Source organism: Pseudomonas sp. NPDC077451 (genome assembly GCF_044543345.1).
Classification (GTDB): domain Bacteria; phylum Pseudomonadota; class Gammaproteobacteria; order Pseudomonadales; family Pseudomonadaceae; genus Stutzerimonas.
The window spans coordinates 40,074-64,036 of the sequence record NZ_JBITVX010000016.1 but is presented as its reverse complement, the minus strand read 5'-3'; the positions used below and the strand labels follow the sequence as shown (position 1 = coordinate 64,036).

23 protein-coding genes are annotated in these 23,963 nt (G+C 57.6%); 2 read left to right on the top strand and 21 right to left on the bottom strand.

Features of this window, described 5'->3' with window-relative positions; all coding sequences use genetic code 11:
- Nucleotides 1–178 precede the first annotated feature (178 nt).
- The 21 genes from glmS to rpmH form a co-directional block, all read right to left on the bottom strand.
- Nucleotides 179–2,029: a glutamine--fructose-6-phosphate transaminase (isomerizing) gene (glmS, locus tag ACIGHL_RS19760; RefSeq protein WP_046163284.1), complete on the bottom strand. Its 1,851-nt coding sequence runs from the start codon at nucleotides 2,027–2,029 to the stop codon at nucleotides 179–181.
- A 2-nt stretch (nucleotides 2,030–2,031) separates the two neighbouring features.
- A complete protein-coding gene (locus tag ACIGHL_RS19755; RefSeq protein ID WP_128121712.1) occupies nucleotides 2,032–2,814 on the bottom strand; it encodes a DeoR/GlpR family DNA-binding transcription regulator in 783 nt (260 codons plus the stop codon).
- 592 nt (nucleotides 2,815–3,406) lie between these two features.
- The gene (glmU, locus tag ACIGHL_RS19750) at nucleotides 3,407–4,771 is read right to left on the bottom strand and encodes a bifunctional UDP-N-acetylglucosamine diphosphorylase/glucosamine-1-phosphate N-acetyltransferase GlmU (RefSeq protein WP_128121713.1); all 1,365 of its coding nucleotides are present in this window, start codon (nucleotides 4,769–4,771) and stop codon (nucleotides 3,407–3,409) included.
- 119 nt (nucleotides 4,772–4,890) lie between these two features.
- Nucleotides 4,891–5,319: a F0F1 ATP synthase subunit epsilon gene (locus tag ACIGHL_RS19745; RefSeq protein WP_046163281.1), complete on the bottom strand. Its 429-nt coding sequence runs from the start codon at nucleotides 5,317–5,319 to the stop codon at nucleotides 4,891–4,893.
- 80 nt (nucleotides 5,320–5,399) lie between these two features.
- A complete protein-coding gene (gene atpD, locus ACIGHL_RS19740; RefSeq protein WP_046163280.1) occupies nucleotides 5,400–6,776 on the bottom strand; it encodes a F0F1 ATP synthase subunit beta in 1,377 nt (458 codons plus the stop codon).
- Between the two features lie 30 nt (nucleotides 6,777–6,806).
- Entirely contained in the window at nucleotides 6,807–7,670 is an 864-nt protein-coding gene (atpG, locus tag ACIGHL_RS19735) for a F0F1 ATP synthase subunit gamma (RefSeq protein ID WP_045422989.1), read from the bottom strand.
- Between the two features lie 50 nt (nucleotides 7,671–7,720).
- A complete protein-coding gene (gene atpA, locus ACIGHL_RS19730; protein ID WP_045422988.1) occupies nucleotides 7,721–9,265 on the bottom strand; it encodes a F0F1 ATP synthase subunit alpha in 1,545 nt (514 codons plus the stop codon).
- 15 nt (nucleotides 9,266–9,280) lie between these two features.
- Nucleotides 9,281–9,817, bottom strand: coding sequence for a F0F1 ATP synthase subunit delta (locus ACIGHL_RS19725; RefSeq protein WP_045422986.1), 537 nt, complete (start codon nucleotides 9,815–9,817; stop codon nucleotides 9,281–9,283).
- Between the two features lie 12 nt (nucleotides 9,818–9,829).
- On the bottom strand, nucleotides 9,830–10,300 hold the full coding sequence (locus ACIGHL_RS19720) for a F0F1 ATP synthase subunit B (protein ID WP_019340922.1): 471 nt from the start codon (nucleotides 10,298–10,300) through the stop codon (nucleotides 9,830–9,832).
- A 93-nt stretch (nucleotides 10,301–10,393) separates the two neighbouring features.
- Nucleotides 10,394–10,621, bottom strand: coding sequence for a F0F1 ATP synthase subunit C (atpE, locus tag ACIGHL_RS19715; RefSeq protein ID WP_019340921.1), 228 nt, complete (start codon nucleotides 10,619–10,621; stop codon nucleotides 10,394–10,396).
- A 69-nt stretch (nucleotides 10,622–10,690) separates the two neighbouring features.
- Nucleotides 10,691–11,563, bottom strand: a complete 873-nt coding sequence (gene atpB / locus ACIGHL_RS19710; protein ID WP_127840552.1) for a F0F1 ATP synthase subunit A — start codon at nucleotides 11,561–11,563, stop codon at nucleotides 10,691–10,693.
- Nucleotides 11,564–11,577: 14 nt separating this feature from the next.
- Nucleotides 11,578–11,976 carry a F0F1 ATP synthase subunit I gene (locus ACIGHL_RS19705; RefSeq protein WP_128121714.1) on the bottom strand — a complete coding sequence of 133 codons (399 nt, stop codon included), beginning with the start codon at nucleotides 11,974–11,976 and terminating at the stop codon, nucleotides 11,578–11,580.
- Nucleotides 11,977–12,110: 134 nt separating this feature from the next.
- A complete protein-coding gene (locus ACIGHL_RS19700) occupies nucleotides 12,111–12,983 on the bottom strand; it encodes a ParB/RepB/Spo0J family partition protein (protein ID WP_128121715.1) in 873 nt (290 codons plus the stop codon).
- A 9-nt stretch (nucleotides 12,984–12,992) separates the two neighbouring features.
- Nucleotides 12,993–13,781: a ParA family protein gene (locus tag ACIGHL_RS19695; RefSeq protein ID WP_045422977.1), complete on the bottom strand. Its 789-nt coding sequence runs from the start codon at nucleotides 13,779–13,781 to the stop codon at nucleotides 12,993–12,995.
- Between the two features lie 18 nt (nucleotides 13,782–13,799).
- Entirely contained in the window at nucleotides 13,800–14,441 is a 642-nt protein-coding gene (gene rsmG / locus ACIGHL_RS19690; protein ID WP_128121752.1) for a 16S rRNA (guanine(527)-N(7))-methyltransferase RsmG, read from the bottom strand.
- 5 nt (nucleotides 14,442–14,446) lie between these two features.
- Nucleotides 14,447–16,339, bottom strand: coding sequence for a tRNA uridine-5-carboxymethylaminomethyl(34) synthesis enzyme MnmG (mnmG, locus tag ACIGHL_RS19685; RefSeq protein WP_216707026.1), 1,893 nt, complete (start codon nucleotides 16,337–16,339; stop codon nucleotides 14,447–14,449).
- Between the two features lie 610 nt (nucleotides 16,340–16,949).
- Nucleotides 16,950–18,317 carry a tRNA uridine-5-carboxymethylaminomethyl(34) synthesis GTPase MnmE gene (mnmE, locus tag ACIGHL_RS19680; protein ID WP_128121716.1) on the bottom strand — a complete coding sequence of 456 codons (1,368 nt, stop codon included), beginning with the start codon at nucleotides 18,315–18,317 and terminating at the stop codon, nucleotides 16,950–16,952.
- A gap of 66 nt (nucleotides 18,318–18,383) precedes the next feature.
- Entirely contained in the window at nucleotides 18,384–20,060 is a 1,677-nt protein-coding gene (gene yidC / locus ACIGHL_RS19675; protein ID WP_128121717.1) for a membrane protein insertase YidC, read from the bottom strand.
- A gap of 2 nt (nucleotides 20,061–20,062) precedes the next feature.
- Nucleotides 20,063–20,308 carry a membrane protein insertion efficiency factor YidD gene (yidD, locus tag ACIGHL_RS19670; RefSeq protein ID WP_081262855.1) on the bottom strand — a complete coding sequence of 82 codons (246 nt, stop codon included), beginning with the start codon at nucleotides 20,306–20,308 and terminating at the stop codon, nucleotides 20,063–20,065.
- Nucleotides 20,301–20,696, bottom strand: a complete 396-nt coding sequence (gene rnpA / locus ACIGHL_RS19665; protein WP_101152685.1) for a ribonuclease P protein component — start codon at nucleotides 20,694–20,696, stop codon at nucleotides 20,301–20,303. Before rnpA ends, yidD begins: the two co-directional genes overlap by 8 nt.
- A 17-nt stretch (nucleotides 20,697–20,713) precedes the next feature.
- Nucleotides 20,714–20,848 (bottom strand): 50S ribosomal protein L34, encoded by a 135-nt coding sequence (rpmH, locus tag ACIGHL_RS19660; protein WP_019340723.1) that lies wholly within the window; start codon nucleotides 20,846–20,848, stop codon nucleotides 20,714–20,716.
- 516 nt (nucleotides 20,849–21,364) lie between these two features.
- Here rpmH and dnaA point away from each other — a divergent pair.
- Nucleotides 21,365–22,813, top strand: coding sequence for a chromosomal replication initiator protein DnaA (dnaA, locus tag ACIGHL_RS19655; RefSeq protein WP_128121718.1), 1,449 nt, complete (start codon nucleotides 21,365–21,367; stop codon nucleotides 22,811–22,813).
- Nucleotides 22,814–22,850: 37 nt separating this feature from the next.
- Nucleotides 22,851–23,954, top strand: coding sequence for a DNA polymerase III subunit beta (gene dnaN, locus ACIGHL_RS19650; RefSeq protein WP_128121719.1), 1,104 nt, complete (start codon nucleotides 22,851–22,853; stop codon nucleotides 23,952–23,954).
- The last annotated feature ends 9 nt before the right edge of the window (nucleotides 23,955–23,963 follow it).

Genomic DNA, 23,963 nt, shown 5'->3' with positions numbered 1-23,963 from the left:
ATTAGCTTCATCCGGTCGACTTTCGCGTGATTCGGATAGGCGGGCTGGCTACCTCTAATAAGTGTATGGAAATCATACACTTGCGTTTTGTCATAATATTTTGTTTGTTGTCAAAATATTTTGTCTTTTGACAATATATTTTGGCAAAAACCATTACAGATGTTGAGGATCTCAACCGCTATTCCACGGTTACCGATTTAGCCAGGTTGCGCGGCTGATCGACGTCAGTGCCCCGCAGGACTGCGACGTAGTAGGAAAGCAGCTGCAAGGGGATGGTGTAGAGGATCGGCGCCAGCACGTCGTGGATATGCGGCATGCTGACGATAAAGGTGCCCTCGCCGTTTTCGATGCCCGCTTCGCGGTCCGCGAAAACAATCAGCTCTCCGCCGCGCGCGCGCACTTCCTGGAGGTTGGATTTAAGCTTTTCCAGCAATTCATTGTTCGGTGCCACGGTAACCACCGGCATGTCGGCGTCGACCAGCGCCAAGGGGCCATGCTTGAGCTCACCGGCCGGATAGGCCTCGGCGTGAATGTAGGAAATCTCCTTGAGCTTCAGCGCGCCTTCCATGGCCACCGGATACTGCGCACCTCGGCCGAGGAACAAGGTGTGGTGCTTCTCAGCGAAGTGCTCGGAGATCTTTTCCACCGTGGTATCCATGGCCAGCGCCTCACCGAGACGCGTCGGCAGGCGGCGCAATTCGTCGATCAGCTCCGCCTCCAGAGCCGGCGCCAAGGTGCCGCGCACCTGACCGAGCGACAGGGTCAGCAGCAACAGGCCAACCAGCTGAGTGGTGAACGCCTTGGTCGAGGCCACGCCGATCTCCGGACCGGCCTGGGTCAACAGGGTCAGGTCGGACTCGCGGACCAGCGAGCTGATACCAACGTTGCAGATGGCCAGACTGGCGAGGTAACGCCCTTCCCCTTCGGTACGTGATTTGGCGTTGCGCAGCGCGGCGAGCGAATCAGCGGTTTCGCCGGACTGGGAAATGGTGACGAACAGGGTGTCGGGCTGCACCACAACCTTGCGGTAGCGAAATTCGCTGGCGACCTCGACCTGACACGGAATACCAGCCAGCTCTTCCAGCCAATAGCGAGCGACCATGCCGGCGTGATAGCTAGTGCCACAGGCGACGATCTGCACGTTACGCACCTTGGCAAACAACTCCGCTGCCTGCGGGCCGAACGCCTGCACCAGCACCTGGTGATCACCGAGGCGGCCTTCGAGGGTACGCTGCACCACCTTGGGCTGCTCATGAATTTCCTTGAGCATGAAATGCCGATACTCGCCCTTGTCCGCAGCCTCGGCGCCCTCGTGGTATTGCACGCTTTCACGCTCAACGGCCTGGCCGTCGACGTCCCAGATCTTCACGCTGTCGCGGCGGATCTCGGCAATGTCACCTTCTTCCAGGTACATGAAACGGTCAGTCACCTGACGCAGAGCCAACTGATCGGAGGCGAGGAAATTCTCGCCCAGCCCCAGGCCGATCACCAGCGGGCTGCCGCTGCGGGCGGCAAGCAAACGATCGGGCTGCTTAGCGCTGACTACAGCCAGGCCATAGGCGCCGTGCAGCTCCTTGACCGCTGACTTCAGGGCGACGGTCAGATCGCCCAACTCGCCGAGCTTGTGGTGCAGCAGGTGAACGATGACTTCGGTATCGGTATCTGAGAGGAAGGTATAACCCAACCCCTTCAATTGCTGACGCAGCGCCTCGTGGTTTTCGATGATGCCGTTGTGCACTACGGCGAGGTCGTCGCCGGAAAAGTGTGGATGGGCGTTGCGCTCGCAAGGTGCTCCGTGAGTCGCCCAACGGGTGTGCGCAATGCCCAAGCGACCGGTAAGTTGCTCTTCCTGTTGAGCCTGTTCCAGCTCGGCGACCTTGCCGGAACGTCGTAGACGGTGCAGGTGGCAACCGTCGTCCAGCACGGCGACACCAGCGCTGTCATAGCCACGGTATTCCAGGCGCTTGAGGCCTTCTAGCAGGATCGGGGTGATATTGCGTTCAGCGACGGCGCCAACGATGCCACACATGGTCAGGTCTCCTGATGGGTTTCGACGGCCGCGCAGATCAGCTTGATGCCGCGAGCCTGAATGCTTGAACGCGCCTCGGTGGTGAGGCGTTCGTCCGTGATGAGGGTATGGATGTCACCCCAGGGCAACTCCAGATTGGGTATACGTCGGCCGATCTTGTCGGACTCGGCGAGCACGATGACTTCGCGCGCCACTTCGGCCATGACCCGTGACAGGCCGAGCAACTCGTTGAAGGTGGTGGTGCCACGCTGCAGATCAATACCGTCAGCGCCAATAAACAGCTGGTCGAAGTCGTAAGAGCGCAGCACCTGTTCTGCCACCTGCCCCTGGAACGACTCGGAATGCGGATCCCAGGTACCGCCGGTCATGAGCAGAGTCGGCTCGTGCTCCAGCTCGCGCAACGCGTTGGCGACACTCAGGGAATTGGTCATGACCAACAGACCGTGCGTGTGGCCCAGCTGCGGGATCATCGCCGCGGTAGTGGTGCCACTGTCGATGATGATTCGCGCATGTTCGCGAATGCACCCGACAGCCGCTCGGGCGATGGCTTGCTTCCAGAGCGAGACTGGCTGCGCACTGTCGCCGATCAGTTCCTGCGGCAAGGGCACCGCACCGCCGTAGCGGCGCAGCAGCAAGCCGTTCTTCTCCAGCGCGGCGAGGTCTTTGCGAATGGTCACTTCGGAGGTCTCGAAACGCCTGGACAACTCATCGACGCTGACCTCGCCCTGCTCGTTGAGCAAGGCGAGTATGGCGTGACGTCGTTGCGGGGTGTTGCGTTTCGACATGGTTAAGTTTCGGTTCGAAAGATAATTTGGCGAATCAAAACCTAATCCAGCGGCTCAGTCAACTCCTGCCGCCGATGAAGGCCTACAAGTTGGTCGAGGTCGAGTCAGATTCCCTCGCCGCTGGCGACGTCGTTTAGCGTCGCCGCAATAGCTTCGACCGGCGGGGTCACGCTGCGGGCGGGCGTCCACATAAGGCCAACCAACCAGCGCCGTACATATCCCGATTAGCTTCGGCTTGGCCTGAAGCGGGTTTTCGCGCAGTTCGACGCATTGGACATGCGCTCGATGGCTTGCTCACGCTACGGCAGCAGGTGTCGGACGAAGCCCTGGACGTACCGATAGGCCTCGTTGACCGACGTTCCGTAGGCAGGGCCTAAGCCAGGCGGCAGTTCAGTAGCTTAATGCGCGGGATTGCTCAAGGATTGCGCTGCTTGAGGCGCTCACCTGTACGACTGGACTGACGCGATTGAAAGAGGGAAGCACTGACCAGCACCCCTATGATCGCAACAGCAATGGCCAGCCCGGGGAACGATCACGTGAACAAGCTCGGCACGCTCCCGCCAACGCATGCTCCAGTGGTAGGCATCGAGCGCTATTTCTGCTTTTTCTGCGGCCGTCGCCAGCCCGTGATCAATGCTTGCCGCGCTCGCCCGAGGGCCAGAGTTCCGGCCGGGACGTCGGCTGTAATCACCGAGCCTGCGCCGGTGGTTGCGCCATCGCCTAGGGTGACCGGGGCAACCAACGAGCTGTTGGAGCCAATGAATACATCCTTGCCCATCACCGTGCGAAACTTGTTCGCGCCGTCGTAATTGCAGGTAATGGTGCCAGCGCCGATGTTGGTCCGCGCACCGATTTCCGCATCACCTAGATAAGCCAGGTGACCGGCCTTGGCGCCATCACCCAGGCTTGAGTTCTTCACCTCAACGAAGTTGCCAACGTGCGCTTTGGCGCCCAACACCGCGCCTGGACGCAAACGGGCAAACGGTCCGCAATCGGCGGCTTCGCCAAGCTCAGCGCCGTCCAGATGACTGTTGGCTTTGACCACCGAACCGCGGCGCAGCGTACTGTTTCGGATCACGCAGTTAGGGCCGATCTCTACGCCGTCCTCGATCACGACCTTGCCTTCGAGAATCACGTTCACATCAATCAGCACGTCACGTCCAACCGTGACCTCACCACGCAAGTCGAAGCGGGCCGGATCTCGCAGGGTGACACCCTGCGCCATCAAACGGCGCGCGGCGCGCTGCTGATAGTGCCGCTCAAGCTCAGCCAGCTGAATGCGATCGTTAGCGCCCTGGACTTCCATCGCATGCAACGGCTGTTCGGTAGCCACCACCAGGCCATCGGCCACGGCCATGGCGATCACATCAGTCAGGTAATACTCACCCTGGGCGTTGCTGTTTGAAAGTCTACCCAGCCAATCACCGAGCCGCTCACCCGGTACCGCGAGAATGCCAGTATTGCCTTCCGAGATGAGTTTCTGCTCAGCCGAGGCATCCTTGTGCTCGACGATTGCCTGAACCGCACCTTGTGCGTCACGCACGATCCGTCCGTAGCCACTCGGGTCGGCTAGATCCACCGTAAGCAAAGCGAGCTGCTGCGGATTCACTTGCTGCAGGAGTCGTTCGAGCGTCGCCGCTTCGATCAGCGGCACATCACCATAAAGAATCAATACGCGTTCGGCCGACAGTGCCGGAAGCGCTTGGGCCACGGCGTGTCCTGTACCCAATTGCTCGGCCTGCACAACGAAATTCAGATCATCTGCTACCAGCTGTTCACGAACCCGCTCGGCACCGTGGCCGATCACAACATGGATGGCCTTCGGCTTGAGTGCACGAGCGGTGTCAATGACATGCCCGAGCATGGATTGACCGGCAACCGGGTGCAGAACTTTCGGCAGGGCAGAGCGCATGCGCGTGCCCTGACCAGCAGCGAGAATGACGATATCGAGAGACATGGCAGATCCTGAACAAACGTAGCCGCAGGCCGACGCGGGGGTTATTTCCAAGTGGCAGAAAAAGAAAAAGGGTAGCCAAGGCTACCCTTTTACTCGTTCGCGATGAAGCCGTTACCGAATCAACCGCGACCGTACTTCTTACGCATCGCCTCGATCGTCCGCAGCTGAGCTGCAGCCTCGGCGAGACGCGCAGCAGCGGAGCCGTAGTCAAACTCGGCACCCTTCTCGTGCAACGCTTTCTCAGCGGCTGTAACAGCAGCTTTCGCCGCCGCCTCGTCCAGATCCTTGGCGCGAGTCGCAGTATCGGCAAGTACCTTCACCATGTTCGGCTGGACTTCAATGAAGCCGCCGGAAATGTAGAAGATATCTTCTTCGCCGCCCTGCTTGATTACACGCACCGGACCGGGCTTGAGATCAGTCAGCAAAGGAGCGTGGCCCGGCAGAATGCCCAGGTCACCCAGGTGACCATGGGCGATGACCATCTCTACCAGCCCCGAGAACAACTCTTCTTCCGCACTGACGATGTCACAGTGGACTGTCATAGCCATACTTATGCCTCGGTAATGAGCTCTGCTGGAAACCTTCGCCGCCAGCAGAGCTTATTGGCGCCCGCAAGCGGGCGCGCCAGTTACAGTTTCTTGGCTTTCTCGATGGCTTCGTCGATACCGCCAACCATGTAGAACGCCTGCTCCGGCAGGTGATCGTAGTCACCGTTGAGGATGCCGGCGAAGCCACGGATGGTTTCTTTCAGCGAAACGTACTTGCCTGGCGAACCGGTGAAGACTTCAGCAACGAAGAACGGCTGGGACAGGAAGCGCTGGATCTTACGAGCACGGGATACCAGCTGCTTGTCGGCCTCGGACAGTTCGTCCATACCCAGAATCGCGATGATGTCCTTCAGCTCTTTGTAGCGCTGCAGCACATACTGGACGCCGCGAGCGGTGTCGTAGTGCTCCTGGCCAATCACGTTGGCGTCCAGCTGGCGCGAGGTGGAGTCGAGAGGATCGACCGCCGGGTAGATACCCAGGGAAGCGATGTCACGCGACAGAACCACGGTGGCGTCCAAGTGGGCGAAGGTGGTCGCCGGGGACGGGTCAGTCAGGTCGTCCGCAGGTACGTAGACGGCCTGAACGGAGGTGATCGAACCGCTCTTGGTGGAGGTGATACGCTCCTGCAGAACGCCCATTTCCTCGGCCAGCGTCGGCTGATAACCCACCGCAGACGGCATACGACCCAGCAGCGCGGACACTTCGGTACCGGCCAGGGTGTAACGGTAAATGTTGTCGACGAACAGCAGAACGTCCTTGCCTTCGTCGCGGAACTTCTCAGCCATGGTCAGGCCGGTCAGTGCCACACGCAGGCGGTTTCCTGGAGGCTCGTTCATCTGGCCATAAACCAGCGCAACCTTGTCCAGAACGTTGGAGTCCTTCATCTCGTGATAGAAGTCGTTACCTTCACGAGTCCGCTCACCCACGCCTGCAAACACGGAGTAGCCACTGTGCTCCATGGCGATGTTACGGATCAGCTCCATCATGTTTACGGTCTTGCCGACACCGGCACCACCGAACAGACCGACCTTACCGCCTTTAGCGAACGGGCAAACCAGGTCGATAACCTTGATGCCGGTTTCCAGCAGCTCATTGCCGCCAGCCTGTTCGGCATAGCTCGGCGCCGCGCGATGGATGCCCCAGCGCTCTTCTTCGCCGATGGGACCGGCTTCGTCGATCGGGTTGCCGAGCACGTCCATGATCCGGCCCAGCGTGGCAGTGCCCACTGGTACAGAGATAGCAGCGCCAGTGTTGGTGACGTCCAGACCGCGCTTGAGGCCTTCGGTCGAACCCATGGCGATGGTACGGACAATGCCGTCCCCCAGCTGCTGCTGAACTTCCAGGGTGGTGTTGGCGCCAGTGACTTTCAGCGCGTCATATATGCTCGGTACCACATCGCGCGGAAATTCCACGTCGATAACGGCGCCGATGATTTGAACGATACGTCCGCTACTCATGTTTGGTTCCTCTGAATATTTGAACCGTTCTTAAACCGCGGCAGCGCCGCCGACGATTTCCGAAATTTCCTGGGTGATCGCAGCCTGACGGGCCTTGTTATAGACCAGTTGCAGGTCGCCGATCAGCTCACCGGCGTTGTCGGTTGCGTTCTTCATGGCGATCATCCGGGCAGCTTGTTCAGCGGCACCGTTTTCAACCACGGCCTGGTAGACCTGGGATTCGACGTAACGAACCAGCAGCGCATCCAGCAACAAGCGAGCGTCGGGTTCGTACAGATAGTCCCATTTACCTTTCGGCGCGGTCTGATCGTCGCTCGCGGCCAACGGCAGCAGCTGGGCTACGGTCGGTTTCTGCGTCATGGTGTTGATGAACTTGTTCGACACCAGGTAGAGACGGTCCAGACGGCCTTGATCGAAAGCATCCAACATGACCTTAACGCTGCCGATCAGATCATTGATCGACGGCTCTTCACCAAGACCGTTGACTGCTGCGACCACGTTGCCGCCAAAGCTGCGGAAGAAGCTCGCACCTTTGTTACCGATCACGCACAGGTCGGCTTCGACTTTACTGTCGTGCCATTCCTTCATGTTCTTGATCAGCGCCTTGAACAGGTTTGTGTTCAAGCCGCCGCAAAGCCCACGATCAGACGACACGACGATGTAGCCGACACGCTTGACCGGGCGCTCAACCATGAACGGATGACGGTATTCAGGGTTGGTATTGGCCAGATGGCCAATAACCTGCTGGATCCGCTCCGCATAGGGACGGCTGGCAGCCATGCGCATCTGTGCCTTGCGCATCTTGCTGACGGCCACCTTTTCCATGGCGCTGGTGATCTTCTGCGTGCTTTTGATGCTCGCAATCTTGCTGCGAATCTCTTTTGCGCCTGCCATTTGACACCTATCGGGTTAGCAAGCGGGAGCCTCGCGGCTCCCGCTGCGGCTTACCAGGATTGGGTGGCCTTGAACGACTCGATGCCGGCTTTGATGCCTGCGTCGATTTCGTCGTTGAAGTCGCCCTTCACGTTGATCTTGTCCAGCAGAGCAGCATGCTCATGATGGAAATAGGCAATCAACGCCTGCTCGAAGGCACCAACCTTGGCTACTTCGATGTCCTGCAGGAAGCCACGCTCGGCTGCGTACAGGGACACCGCCATGTCGGCAATGGACATCGGCGCGTACTGCTTCTGCTTCATCAGCTCGGTGACACGCTGACCATGCTCGAGCTGCTTGCGGGTCGCTTCGTCCAGGTCAGAGGCGAACTGGGCAAACGCCGCCAGTTCACGGTACTGAGCCAGTGCGGTACGAATGCCACCGGAGAGCTTCTTGATGATCTTGGTCTGCGCGGCGCCACCGACGCGGGATACCGAGATACCGGCGTTAACGGCCGGACGGATACCAGCGTTGAACATGGACGACTCGAGGAAGATCTGACCGTCGGTGATCGAAATCACGTTGGTCGGAACGAACGCGGATACGTCACCGGCCTGGGTTTCAATGATAGGCAAAGCGGTCAGGGAACCGGTCTTGCCGGTCACGGCGCCATTGGTGAACTTCTCAACATACTCTTCGGAAACGCGCGAAGCACGCTCCAGCAGGCGGCTGTGGAGATAGAAGACGTCGCCTGGGTAGGCTTCGCGTCCCGGCGGACGACGCAGCAGCAAGGAAATCTGGCGATAGGCTACGGCCTGCTTGGACAGATCGTCATACACGATCAGCGCGTCTTCGCCGCGATCACGGAAGTATTCGCCCATGGTGCAGCCGGCGTACGGTGCCAGGAACTGCAGCGCAGCCGACTCGGAAGCCGAAGCGGCAACGATGATAGTGTTGGCCAGAGCACCGTGCTGTTCCAGTTTGCGAACTACGTTGGCGATGGTCGACTGCTTCTGACCGATCGCGACGTAGACGCACTTGATGCCGCTGTTGCGCTGGTTGATGATCGCGTCGATGGCCAGAGCGGTCTTACCGATCTGACGGTCACCGATGATCAGCTCGCGCTGACCACGGCCGACCGGGATCATCGCGTCGACCGACTTGTAGCCAGTCTGGACTGGTTGGTCGACCGACTTACGCCAGATCACGCCCGGTGCGACTTTTTCGACTGCGTCAGTTGCCTGCGCATTAACCGGGCCCTTACCGTCAACCGGGTTACCCAGCGCGTCAACGACGCGACCCAGCAGCTCCGGACCTACCGGAACTTCCAGTACGCGACCGGTGCACTTGGCGCTCATGCCTTCGGTCAGGCTCTGGTAAGCGCCCAGTACCACGGCACCTACAGAGTCCTGCTCCAGGTTCAGGGCCATGCCAAAAACGCCACCAGGGAATTCGATCATCTCCCCGTACATGACGTCGGCCAGGCCGTAAATGCGCACGATACCGTCGGAAACACTGACGACGGTGCCTTCGTTACGCGCTTGAGCAGACACATCGGAACTACCGATACGCTGCTTTATGATTTCACTAATCTCGGAAGGATTCAGTTGCTGCATGCCACGACCCTCAAATCAGGATTTCAACGATTCGGCCAACTGGCTCAGTTTGCCGCGGACCGAACCATCGACAACCACATCGCCGGCGCGGATAACAACGCCGCCGATCAGCGCAGGGTTCACGACCTGCTGGGGGTTGACGGTACGATCTAGCCGCTTCGACAAGGCGGCAGCCAAAGTTTGGAGTTGTGCAGGGGTCAGCTCGAAGGCTGTCTGCACTTCAACGTCGAGTGTCTTTTCGGCTTCAGCCTTGAGTTCCTCGAACAGCTCCCGAATGGTCGGCAACACATCCAGACGATCGTTATCGCCCAGGGTGGAGACGAAGTTTCGGAACGCTTCATCGATGTCGCTACCGAACAGCTGAACCAGCGTCTGGACCTTGTTTTCACTGGTCAGACGCGGATTTTTCAGCAGTTCGGCAACTTGGGGAACGTCAACAGCGACCGCAGCCAGGCTCAACATGCCCGACCAGGCATCAATCCGGCCAGCCGCGCTGGCGAACTCGAAAGCGGCCTTTGCGTATGGCCGAGCAAGCGTCTGGGTATTGATCATCGCTTGCCTCGCTTAGAGTTGGGAGGCCAGTTTTTCGACCAGATCGTTGTGTGCCTTGGCGTCCACCTGGGACTCCAGAATCTTCTCCGCACCCATGACAGCCAACACGGCTACCTGATTGCGCAGTTGCTCCTTGGCACGATTCACTTCCTGCTCGATCTCGGCGCGGGCGCCGGCGACCAGTCGCTCGCCTTCGACGCGCGCCTGTTGCTTGGCATCCTCAACGATGGCGTTGGCCTGCTTGTTGGCTTGCTCAAGAATCTGGGCAGCTTGCCCCTTGGTCTCACGGAGGGTATTGGAAACCTTTTCCTGAGCCAATTTTAGGTCTTGCTGCGCACGGCCTGCGGCGTCCAGTCCTTCAGCGATTTTCTTCTGGCGTTCTTGCATGGCCTTGGTGATTGGCGGCCATACGTACTTCATGCAAAACCAGACGAAAATAGCGAAAGCGAACGTTTGACCGAACAGCGTCAAGTTAATGTTCACAGCGATATACCTCGTGCTATCTCGTTCGACGCGGTTGTCAATTCCACGGCAACGGGGCTCGCCAGGCGAACCCCATCAGGAACCGGAAAAGTCTTAGGCAGCGACAACGAAGATGAGGTACATCGCGATACCAACACCGATCATCGGTACGGCGTCGAGCAGACCAGCCATCAGGAAGGTCTTGGTTTGCAGCTGCGGAGCCAGCTCGGGTTGACGAGCAGTGGATTCCAGCAGCTTGCCGCCCAGCAGGGCGAAGCCGATGCCAGTGCCCAGGGCACCCAGACCGATCATGATAGAGGCGGCGATGTAGACGAGTTCCATGTAAAGCTCCTGAAGCTAAGGGTTAAGGTTTTCTTGGGTAAAACGAAACTTATTGAACCGGTTCAACTGTTACGGCGTGAGTTCGGCATGACTGTGGTCTTCATGCGCAGAGCTCAGGTACACCACGGTCAGAACCATGAAGATGAACGCCTGCAGCGGGATCACCAGGATGTGGAAAATCGCCCAGGGTACATTCAGGGTCCACTGCACGTAGAACGGCAGCAGCGCGATAAGGATGAACACCACCTCACCGGCATACATGTTGCCGAACAGACGCAGAGCCAGGCTCAACGGCTTGGTCAGCAGACCGAGGATCTCAAGGAACAGGTTGAACGGGACCAGCGACCAATGATTGAACGGCGTGAACGCCAGTTCCTTGGTAAAACCGCCGAAGCCCTTGACCTTGAAGCTGTAGAACAGAATCAGGATGAACACACCCAGCGACAGACCGAAGGTGCCGTTCGGATCAGCAGTCGGAACGATCTTGAAGTAAGGCAGGCCAATCATGCTCGCCAGGCCGGGAATGTAGTCGACCGGAATCCACTTCAGGCTGTTCATCAGGAACACCCAGACGAAAATGGTTAGGGCCAATGGAGCGATGAGGGCGTTGCGACCATGGAAGGTATCCTTCACTACGCCTTCAACAAACTCGACGCACATCTCGACGAAGTTCTGCAACCGGCCCGGTATCCCGGCAGTAGCGCCCTTGGCTGCCATGCGAAACACCAGGATGAAGATCAGGCCCATGAAGAGCGACCATCCGAGCGTGTCGAGATGAACGGCCATGAAACCCATGTCACGCGCTTCCACGCCTGAATGGGCAATGGTCCAAGTCGCTTGGTCAACGACTGAGCCGTCTGCGCGCACGTAACCTTCCGGCAGTTTTCCGTAGGTCAGATTCTGCAAGTGGTGCTGGATGTATTCCGCCGGGGTACTCGCCATAAACGCCTCAGTGCTCAATGCTTCGGATTATTTTTCATCAGCAGGAGGGCGCTCGCTCCGGCGCTCAAAACCAACAGGTAACCGACGAACAAAGCTGCCGGTTGCAGCGGTTTCACTCCTACAAACACCAGCGCAAACAGCGCCGCTGCCAGAATCTGCTTGCCCATCTCGCCAGCCCAAAGGGACTGAACGATGGCTTTTGCCGATCGCGCTCCAAAATAGCGAAACGCCTTGAACGCGAAATACAGGTTGGCCAGTAGCGCAATCAGGCCACCCAGCAATCCCGAATAGCCGGCAACCATACCAAAAACCAGACTGCATGCTACCCCTGTACTGACCGCAACGATCGCCTGTACGACTAATACACGTACTACAGGTAACCGATGGAGAGGTGTCTTGTTGCGTATATTCACCGTGCGTCCATCGCCAAAATACGTGCGCCTTCCAGATTGACCGCAGTCAAAAAAGCGCCGCGAGTATAGGAGCAGCCCATTCTGCGTTCAACCTTCAGGTAGCACTTTCTGACCGCCACTACATAAACTTTGTATCAGCGAATGTGCGCAAGCACACCCTGCAGCTCATCCAGCGAACTGTAACGGATTACCAGCTGCCCTTTGCCCTTCTCGCCATGCTTGATTTGCACCGGCGAGCCCAGCCGCTCAGCGAGACGCTGTTCCAGACGGACAATGTCAGGGTCGCTTTTCGGCTCAGCCTTGCCACTTTCTGGTTTGTTCAACCATTGCCTTACCAGCGCTTCGGTCTGCCGTACGGTCAGTCCTCGTGCGACAACATGCCGCGCGCCCTCTACCTGTTGATCAGCGGGAAGTCCAAGCAAAGCCCGGGCGTGCCCCATTTCCAGATCGCCATGCGAGAGGAGTGTCTTGATCTCTTCTGGCAAGGCGATCAGACGCAACAGATTACTGATGGTCACCCGGGATTTGCCCACGGCGTCCGCGACCTGTTGCTGAGTCAACTGAAACTCCTGCTGCAACCGTTGAAGCGCAACGGCCTCTTCGATAGGGCTGAGATCTTCGCGCTGGATGTTTTCGATCAACGCCATCGCGATGGCTGCCTCGTCGGAAACATCCCGGACCATGGCCGGGATCCGGTCCAGACCTGCCTGCTGACTGGCACGCCAGCGCCGCTCGCCGGCAATGATTTCATAGCGGCCAGAGCCGATCGAGCGAACCACGATCGGCTGCATCACACCCTGAGTACGGATCGAATTGGCCAGTTCTTCGAGGGTCACCGGATCAATGTCGCGGCGCGGCTGGTACTTGCCGCGCTGAATCACGTCGAGCGGCAACTGTTGCAGCTCACGCACATCGGCCTGGGCGGCTTCCTCTTGTATCGCCGCCACGTTGGCACCGCCGAGGAGGGCATCCAGACCTCGTCCTAGGCCTCGTTTTTTGGTCGCCATCAAGTTTCCTTATGCGGTTACGCTGCGGGCGGCCCGGCGCTGGCGGCGCGACAATTCGCCTGCCAGTGCCAGATAGGCCAAGGCGCCCTTGGATTGCTTGTCATAGACCAACGCCGGCATGCCATGGCTGGGGGCTTCGGCCAGGCGCACATTGCGTGGAATCACAGTGTCGTAGAGCTTCTCACCGAAGTGCGCTTTCAACTGCTCGGTAACATCGTTGGTCAGGCTGCTGCGAGGGTCATACATGGTACGGAGCAAACCCTCAATTTTTAGCGAAGGGTTCAATGCCTGACCGATACGCTGGATCGAATTGACCAGATCGGTCAGCCCTTCGAGCGCGTAATACTCGCATTGCATCGGAATGATCACGCCATCGGCGGCGGTCAGGGCATTGATCGTCAGCATTGACAGGGAGGGTGGGCAATCGATGAGGATGTAATCGTAATTTTCCCGAACTGGTGCCAGCGCTTCACGCAAGCGGTTCTCTTTAGCCGGTAGATTGAGCAAGGCGACTTCGGCTGCGGTCAGGTCACGGTTAGCTGGCAGCAGTTGGTAACCGCCGTGCTCGGAAAACTGCATGGCATCGACCAGGCTGCATTCCCCAATCAGTACGTCGTATATCGAATATTCCAACGCCAACTTATCCACACCGCTGCCAGTGGTGGCGTTGCCCTGTGGATCAAGATCGATCAGCAACACACGGCGACGCGTCGCCACGAGCGAAGCCGCTAGGTTGATGCAGGTGGTCGTCTTGGCGACACCGCCTTTCTGGTTGGCGATGGCAAATACTTTAGCCATGGTCAGTGTCTGTCCGGTTCATGAAGTGCGCCGCAGTATCAACAGGTGGCGTTGCCCTTGGCAACCTGGAACCTTGAGAACCACGCAGCGTTCCAGCTGGAAGTCCGCCGGAAGCGCTTGCACCTCATCGTCCGGCTGTATCCCTTTCATTGCGAGCCAGCGCGTGGCTGAGTCGCTGAGATGGCGCGTCCAATTGGCAAAATCCTCAAGCGAACTGAACGCACGCGAGGTGATATCAGTGAATGGCTGCGCGGGGATGAATTGCTCGACGCGGCTGTGGACAACTTCCACATTGGCGAGTTTCAGCTCCAGCTTTACCTGGGTTAGAAAGCGGGTTTTCTTGCCATTGGAATCGAGCAGGGTGAAGTTGCGCTCGGGAAACATGATCGCCAGCGGGATCCCCGGCATGCCACCGCCACTGCCAACGTCGAGCCAGCGTGCGCCACCTAGCTCTGCTTGTGACACAACGCTAAGGCTGTCGAGCAAGTGCCGAGAAACCATTTCCGCCGGATCGCGCACTGCGGTTAGGTTGTAGGCCTTGTTCCACTTGTTGAGCAACGTGAGATAGTCCAGCAGCTGCTGTTGCTGAATGCTACTGAGGTCGATCCCCAGCAGGGAAGCGCCCTGCTTGAGTTCATCGGCATGACTGACCAATCCCATCGCCATCACGCGCTCTGCTCCAGCTTCCGCCCGGCGCTACGTTTTTTCAGATGAATCATCAGCAGCGACACCGCCGCTGGCGTTACCCCCGGAATCCGTGACGCCTGACCAAGCGTTTCTGGGCGCGCCAGGGAAAGCTTGTGCTGAATTTCCTTCGACAGACCGGAAATGCTCGAATAATCCAGCTCAGCCGGCAACCCGATGGATTCGCTGGCGCGCAAGCGGAGGATTTCCTCCTGTTGGCGATCGATATAGCCAGCGTACTTGGTCTTGATTTCGACCTGCTCAGCAACCTGCTGATCTGTCGTTCCGCCACCGGTGAGCTGCACGAGACCGAGGTAATCGATCTCCGGCCGCGCCAACAGGTTCAGCAAATTGTATTCATGAGTCAGCGGCGTGCCGAAACGTTCAGCGATGGCATCGCCCTGCTCAGTACCTGGACGAACCCAGGTGCTTCTCAAGCGCTGCTCTTCGTGGATGATGCTTTCGCGCTTGCGCTCAAAGGCGGCCCAGCGAACATCATCGACCAAGCCCAGCTCGCGGCCTTTTTCAGTCAGCCGAAGATCGGCGTTGTCCTCACGCAGAATCAGCCGGTACTCGGCGCGCGAGGTAAACATGCGATACGGCTCCTGAGTGCCGAGGGTGATCAGGTCGTCGACCAACACGCCGAGATACGCCTCGTCCCGGCGTGGGCACCAACTTTCCAGCCCTTTGGCGCGTAGCGCGGCATTGGTGCCGGCCAGCAACCCTTGGGCGCCGGCCTCTTCGTAACCGGTGGTGCCGTTGATCTGTCCTGCGAAGAACAGGCCTCCAATCACCTTGGTTTCCAGACTGTATTTCAAATCACGCGGGTCGAAATAGTCGTACTCGATGGCGTACCCGGGCCGCACGATGTGCGCCTGCTCCATTCCGCGAATGCTTTGCACGATCTGCAGCTGCACGTCGAACGGCAATGAGGTGGAAATACCGTTCGGATAGAGCTCGTGGGTGGTCAGGCCCTCAGGCTCGATGAAGACCTGATGGCTGTCCTTGTCGGCAAAACGATGAATCTTGTCCTCGATCGACGGGCAGTAACGCGGCCCGACACCCTCGATGACACCTGAATACATCGGTGACCGATCGAGGTTAGCGGCGATGATCTCGTGAGTGCGCGCGTTAGTATGAGTGATCCAGCAGCTCACTTGCCGTGGATGCTGCGCCGCGTGGCCGAGAAACGACATGGGCGGTATCGGCTTGTCACCCGGCTGCTCGGTCATCACCGAAAAGTCGACGCTGCGTCCGTCGATTCGCGGAGGCGTTCCGGTCTTCAGCCTTCCAACCCGCAATGGGAGTTCGCGTAAGCGTTTAGCCAATGCAATCGATGGGGGATCGCCAGCCCGACCACCGGAATAGTTCTGCAGACCGATGTGGATAAGTCCGCCAAGAAAGGTCCCGGTTGTAAGGACAACCGATTCGGCAAGGAAACGCAGGCCCATCTGGGTCACTACGCCCTTGACCTGATCGGCTTCAACGATCAAGTCGTCAGCAGCTTGCTGAAATATCCACAGATTGGGCTGGTTTTCCAACACTTCGCGCACAGCGGCCTTATACAAAACCCGGTCAGCTTGTGCGCGAGTCGCCCGTACGGCTGGGCCTTTGCGGCTGTTGAGTACGCGGAACTGAATGCCGCTCTTGTCCGTGGCAGTCGCCATAACGCCGCCAAGTGCGTCGATTTCCTTGACCAAATGGCTTTTGCCAATGCCGCCGATGGCAGGGTTGCAGCTCATCTGTCCCAACGTTTCGACATTATGAGAGAGCAGCAATGTCTTCACGCCTATTCGAGCAGCTGCCAGAGCCGCTTCGGTACCGGCATGGCCGCCACCGATAACGATGACGTCAAAACGGGAAGGGAAATCCACCACGCACCTCGTGCCTGTTTGGTTGAGTCTCAGGAAGCTCGCCAGTATAGGCACTAGGTGTCCGCGAAAGAAGGCCTCTGAACAAAAAATGACCAGTAGCAGTCTTTTGTAGTTCGAGACAGGTAATAAGAAATAAATAAGAGAATGATTTAAAGCTTATTGTTATGTTTATAAATAGGCAGCCGATATCTGTGGATAGATCTCTGTAGGCCATACGTGGAGCGTCCTGTAAGAGAAAGAAAGGGTGTGTCTAGCTGCGGTACAGACGGTGGAAGCACGGTTGATACCCTGTGCATGGAATGCCTGGTTATCCACAGCAGGTTACGGAGTGATGGTTGCACACCGTTTATTGACCGAGCTTAAGCATGGTTTTCCACAGTGTTTATTCCACGCTCGCTAGACAAAAATGACAGCGGTTAGGCTGGAATGAAGCAACTGGATGATTGTTGTATGTCCGAGTGTTGCACGTCGCAAATCCGGCCTTCCGCTGGGTCTGCAGAGGTCGAAGTCGACATTTTTCAGGCATACGGTGGAAAAGAAGAGAGCGAGCGGGTCCGCTCATCGCTGGACACAGCCCTGAGGTACGAGCTAAGACGCTTGTATCGACCGGCTATTTGCCGATGCAAAAGCTCGAGAAAATGCGGCCCAGCAGATCGTCGGAGCTGAACGTGCCGGTGATCTCACCGAGTGCCTGCTGCGCTTGGCGCAGATCTTCAGCCAGCAGTTCGCCTGCGCCTGCCAGCGTCAACTGAGCATGGCCATGGTCAAGGTATTCGGCTGCCTTGCGGAGTGCGTCTAGATGCCTGCGCCTGGCACTGAAGGCGCTTTCCGCAGTCTGGTCATAGCCCATGCAGCGCTTGAGATGCTCACGAAGCATCTCTAGCCCATCGCCCGAGCGCGCCGAGAGGCTAAGCGTGGTGACCCCGTCTGCATCGACGGATAGAGCGACGGAGTCGCCAGTGAGATCGGCCTTGTTTCGAATGATCGTGGTCTTAGCCGGGTCTGGTCTGGTAATAAGCAAGTCCGGCCAACTGGATTCATCGTCTGAAGCAGAAGCCGCACTGCCGTCCACTACCAGCAATACCCGGTCGGCATCCTCGATCGCTTTGATCGCCCGTTCCACCCCGATCCGTTCCACCTCGTCCAGGGTATTACGCAACCCGGCAGTATCGACGATGTGCAACGGCATACCATCAATCTGGATATGTTCCTTCAGCAGATCACGCGTGGTGCCGGCTATGTCGGTCACGATCGCCGCCTCACGCCCCGCCAATGCGTTTAGCAGGCTAGATTTTCCGGCGTTGGGGCGACCGGCAATGACCACGTTCATTCCTTCGCGCAGCAGCGCGCCCTGTCCTGCCTCTCGCAGAACTGAGGATAACTCTCCACGGACCTGCTCGAGCAGCGCCAGCACCCGGCCGTCGGCGAGGAAATCGATTTCTTCTTCTGGAAAATCGATTGCCGCTTCGACGTAAATGCGCAGGTTCACCAGGCTTTCGGTGAGGTGATGCACGCGACGAGAGAAATCGCCCTGTAGCGAGCGGACTGCATTTCGAGCTGCTTGCGCCGAACTCGCCTCGATAAGGTCTGCGATTGCCTCAGCCTGAGCCAGGTCCAGCTTGTCGTTGAGGAACGCTCGCTCACTGAACTCACCGGGCCTAGCAGGCCTAATTCCGAGCTCGACGCAACGGCGCAACAACATGTCCATGACGACCGGACCGCCGTGGCCCTGGAGTTCCAGTACATCCTCGCCGGTAAATGAATGGGGTCCGGGGAAGAACAGCATCAGCCCTTCATCAATGACTTCACCGTCATCGGCATGGAACGGACCGTAGTGGGCATGCCGGGGTACCGGTTCTCGACCGCTGAGCGTGATCGCGACGGCTTTGGCTCGGGGGCCCGAAACGCGCACTACGCCAATCCCACCACGACCGGGTGCTGTGGCGACGGCGGCGATGGTTTCGCGATCTTGGCTCATCAAACCCTCCAGGTGGCGATAATGCAAAACGCCCCAATAAAGGGGCGTTCTGTTCACTTCGAACGGTCAGGTTGCGCTAGCAGTCTGCCCGGTTATCTTGCGAGTAATGTACCACTGCTGTGCAATTGACAAGCAGTTGTTGACTACCCAGTACAGCACCAGACCTGCTGGGAACCAGAGGAAGAAAAACGTGAAGATAATTGGCAGCAACTTCATCACCTTGGCTTGCATCGGATCCGGTGGTGTTGGGTTCAACTGCTGCTGAATGAACATGGTGACTCCCATGATGATCGGCAGGATGAAGAAAGGATCCTTGATCGACAGGTCGGTAATCCAGAACATCCAGGGTGCCTGGCGCATTTCGACACTTTCCAGTAGTACCCAGTACAGGGCCAGAAACACTGGCATCTGCACCAGGATAGGCAAGCATCCACCCAGCGGATTGATCTTCTCTTTTTTGTACAGCTCCATCATCGCCTGGGACATCTTCTGGCGATCATCGCCAAACTGTTCTTTCAGGGCTTGCATCTTCGGCGACACCGCTCGCATGCGCGCCATCGATCGATAACTGGCAGCCGACAGCGGGAAGAAAGCCAGCTTGATAACGATGGTCAGTACGATGATCGACCAGCCCCAGTTACCCAACAGTGCGTGGATATTCTGTAGCAGCCAGAAGATCGGCTGAGCGATGAACCAGAGAATGCCGTAATCGACGGTCAGACGTAGACCAGGCGACAGCTCTTCCAGTTGATCCTGGCTCTTCGGACCGGCATACAAGGTGGCGTGTGTTTCACCCTGACTACCGGGTGCAACCGAAACAGCAGGTCCGGTAAAGCCGATGATGTAATTGCCCTGGCTGTCCTTGCGAGTCTGCACCAGGTTGGTCTGATCGGGCGCAGGAATCCAGGCAGTTACAAAGTAATGCTGCAACCATGCGATCCAACCGCCTTCGACCGTCTTTTTCAGACTCTTGTCGTCCATGTCACCCATGGAAACTTTGGTGTAAGGCTCGTCCTTGGTCCAGAGCGCTGCGCCCAAATAGGTCGCAGTGCCGGTTGCGGTGCTGGAGGACGGATCGCTGCTGTCGTCGCGCTTCAGCTGACCGAACATGTGGCCGGTCCAGGTTTGATCACTTTGATTGTCGATCAGATAGCGCACGCCGAGATCGTAATCACCACGCTCGAAGGTGAAGCGTTTGGTGTAGTTGACTCCGTCTTCGCTGTAGTTCAGATCAACGACCAGCTGGTCCTGATTTTCGCCAAGCTGATACTGCTGTTGCTCGCTGGTGTACAGCGGTCGGCCACTGGCCTTGTCCGGGCCATCCCCGATCAAGCCGCTCTGGGCTTCATAGGTTCGTTCGCCGCTACGCTCGAACAACTGGAACGGAACGTCTGGGCGATCCTGACGACGTGGGAACTCTGGCAACCGCAGGTCCACGATATCGCCGCCGCGCGGATCGATTGCGACATCCAGAACATCGGTGCGTACGTGGATCAGCTGAGAGCTGGCCTGAGTGTCGGTAACTGAATTGGCCGACGGCTCGCTGCTTACAGCCGGAATATCACCTTGCGCATTCTCAGCGGTGCTGGTCAGCGGAGTGTTTGGAATCTGCGCGACGGACGTTTGTGACTGGCGCGTCTCGTCAGGGATGGCGGTCTGGCCGTAGTCCTGGTTCCACTGCAAAACCATCAGGTAAGCAACGACTGCCAGGGCGACAAGCAGGATCGAGCGTTTGATATCCATGGTTACTCGGTCATCGAAGATGAATTGGAGGGGGTATTGGAAGGCACGGGATCATAGCCGCCCGGATTCCATGGATGGCAACGGCCGAGCCTGCACAGGCTCAGCCAGCCACCGCGCAGCAGGCCATGTGTTTCGATGGCCTCTTGTGCGTAGCAGGAGCAACTTGGATAGAAACGGCAGTGACTGGCCATCATTGGACTGATGGCGTACCGGTAGAGTCGAATTGGGACCAGCGCTAGCTTACGCATCAGCGGCACTGCTCTGGGCCTGTTGTGGCTGGACCGGTGCAGGCGTTCGAGACAGACGTCTCCATAGCTTGGCAAATTGCTTTGCGAGTTCTGCGTTGTCCAGTTCAGCTAGACCTTTACGCGAGATGACCACGATGTCCCACCCCGTCAGTTCCATCTGGTGGAGACGAAAGGTTTCACGCAGTTGCCGCTTGATGCGGTTGCGCTCTACCGAGAGCTTGACGCTCTTCTTGCCAATGACCAACCCGATTCTCGGGTGTGGCAATTGATTTTCGCGCACCAGTAGCAGGACGTTCCTGCCCGGTAACTTGCCGGAAGGGGAGTCGAAGACAGCCTTGAACTGGCTCGGGGTCAGCAGACGCTTTTCCCGACCGAAGTCTCGACTCACTACCTGTTCCGGCGTCTTCAGACTGCCAGACGCTTACGACCTTTGGCGCGACGACGCGACAGGACGGCACGACCATTTTTGGTAGCCATACGAGCACGGAAACCGTGGGTGCGAGCGCGCTTGAGGGTGCTGGGTTGGAAAGTGCGTTTCATGATGCGTTACCTGGTGATCCATTGCGGGCCGGAATGGCCCCCTTTTAAGAGACCGGCGATTGTAGAGAAGCCGCGCGGCGAGGTCAATTTCCCACCAGCACCGTCCAGGCAGAAAGTAATAGATAAAGAAAGAAAATAAAGATCTTCTTAATGCAATGCTTATAAATGGTGATGTGCTTTTCTGTGGATAAAAGGCTGGACGCGTTCCCCGGTAGGGGTTACAGCTTTCCGTAACGTTCTGCGTAAGCGGTGCGCTGACGGTGGATTTACGTTGTGTTTCCTGTGGATTAAATGGCTCGTTATCCACAGTCGTGTTCGATCTCATCCTGTGCACAGGCTTTTCCCATGGGCTCTGGCTCGGTTATCAACAGAGCTTAGGGTTGGATATGTTGGTTGCTCCGGCTCGGATCGCCCGTCGCTTTACCCATATAAGCAGCCTTCTTACTGTGGATAAGTGAGGCGTCTCAGGGCTACAATGAGCTCCGTTTTAAAGCTCGACAGCTTCTAGGAGACCTTGTGTCGGTGGACCTTTGGCAGCAGTGCGTTGACCTCTTGAGAGATGAGCTGCCGGCCCAGCAATTCAACACCTGGATTCGTCCGCTTCAGGTCGAATCAGATGGCGATGAATTACGGATCTACGCACCGAATCGCTTCGTTCTCGACTGGGTTAACGAGAAGTATCTTTCGCGCCTGCTGGAATTATTGTCAGAACGCGCGTCAGGGCCGGCACCCTCTTTGTCGTTGCTGATAGGCAGCAGGCGAGTCGCTTCTACGCGGCCGGCTGCCGGTTCCGCACCTCGTTCTCAGCCGCAAGTTGGCGCTCCTGCGGCCGCTGCACCGCCTCCCGCTTCGTTCACCGAACCAGTAACCGCGGCTGTCGCTGCGCCTAGCGCGCCTTCGCGACCGGCCGAACGTAACGTACAGGTTGAGGGTGGGCTCAAGCACACCAGCTATCTCAATCGGACCTTTACCTTCGAGAATTTTGTCGAGGGCAAATCCAACCAACTGGCGCGAGCTGCTGCCTGGCAAGTTGCAGACAATCCCAAGCATGGCTACAACCCGTTGTTCCTCTACGGAGGTGTAGGGCTTGGCAAGACTCACCTGATGCACGCGGTCGGCAACCATTTGCTGAAGAAGAACCCTAACGCCAAGGTGGTCTATCTTCATTCTGAGCGGTTCGTCGCGGACATGGTCAAGGCGTTGCAGCTGAACGCGATCAACGAGTTCAAACGCTTCTATCGATCGGTGGATGCTTTGCTGATCGACGACATCCAGTTCTTCGCAAAAAAGGAACGGTCCCAGGAAGAGTTCTTTCACACGTTCAACGCGTTGCTAGAAGGGGGGCAGCAGGTAATTCTCACCAGTGACCGCTACCCCAAGGAAATTGACGGGCTTGAAGAGCGGTTAAAGTCTCGCTTTGGGTGGGGGCTGACAGTTGCGGTCGAACCGCCAGAACTCGAGACCCGTGTGGCGATCTTGATGAAAAAGGCTGACCAGGCCAACGTCGAGCTTCCCCATGATGCTGCGTTTTTCATTGCGCAGCGCATCCGATCGAATGTTCGCGAGTTGGAAGGTGCGCTGAAACGCGTAATCGCCCACGCCCATTTCATGGGGCGAGACATTACGATCGAGCTGATTCGTGAGTCGCTGAAGGACCTGCTTGCACTGCAAGACAAGTTGGTGAGTGTTGATAATATTCAACGCACCGTCGCGGAATACTACAAAATCAAAATATCCGACCTTCTGTCAAAACGACGCTCGCGTTCGGTCGCAAGACCCCGTCAGGTCGCGATGGCTTTGTCCAAAGAACTTACCAATCATAGCTTGCCGGAAATTGGCGACGCCTTTGGTGGGCGCGATCACACGACCGTGCTGCACGCCTGTCGTAAGATTGCCGAACTTCGCGAATTGGATGCTGATATTCGCGAGGATTACAAAAATTTGCTGCGCACTTTGACAACCTGAACAGACTGCGGCCATTTAATAGGCAAGGGACCAGACCATGCATTTCACTATTCAGCGCGAATCCTTGTTGAAACCTCTGCAGCTGGTGGCCGGCGTCGTCGAGCGTCGCCAGACTTTACCGGTATTGTCGAACGTACTGCTGGTGGTTCAAGACCATCAGCTGTCGCTGACAGGCACTGATCTAGAGGTAGAGTTGGTTGGCCGTGTCGCCTTGGAGGATGCATCCGAACCCGGCGAAATCACGGTGCCGGCGCGCAAATTGATGGATATCTGCAAAAGCCTGCAGCCTGACGCGCTCATTGATATCCGGCTGGATGATCAGAAGATCGTAATCAAGTCCGGACGCAGCCGCTTTTCTCTTTCGACCTTGCCGGCCAATGATTTCCCCACCGTAGAGGAAGGCCCTGGCTCGCTGAATTTCAGCGTTAACCAGGGCAAGATGCGTCGTCTCATTGAGCGCAGCAGCTTCGCCATGGCCCAGCAGGATGTGCGTTACTATCTGAACGGTATGCTGATTGAGGTCTCTAGCGGGATGCTGCGCGCAGTGGCAACGGACGGACATCGTTTGGCGATGTGTTCCATGCAAGCCGGCATTGAACAGCCCGACCGACATCAGGTCATCGTGCCACGCAAGGGCATCCTTGAGCTGGCAAGGCTACTGACGGACCAGGACGGCGAAGTCAGCATCGTCCTTGGCCAACACCACATTCGAGCCACGACAGGGGAATTCACCTTTACCTCCAAACTCGTTGACGGAAAATTTCCTGACTACGAACGCGTTTTGCCCCGTGGCGGCGACAAACTGGTGGTTGGTGAACGTCAGACACTGCGCGAGGCATTCAGCCGTACGGCCATTCTTTCCAATGAAAAATATCGCGGCATCCGGCTGCAATTGGAAAATGGCCTGTTGAAAATCCAGGCGAATAACCCTGAGCAGGAAGAAGCGGAAGAAGAAGTCGCGGTGGACTATACCGGTGGGGCTTTGGAGATTGGGTTCAACGTCAGCTATTTGCTTGATGTGCTGAGCGTCATGACCACCGATCAGGTCCGGCTAATTCTGTCCGATGCGAATAGCAGTGCTTTGGTTCAGGAATACGATAACGACGACTCGGCGTACGTCGTTATGCCGATGCGCCTGTAATCCGCATTG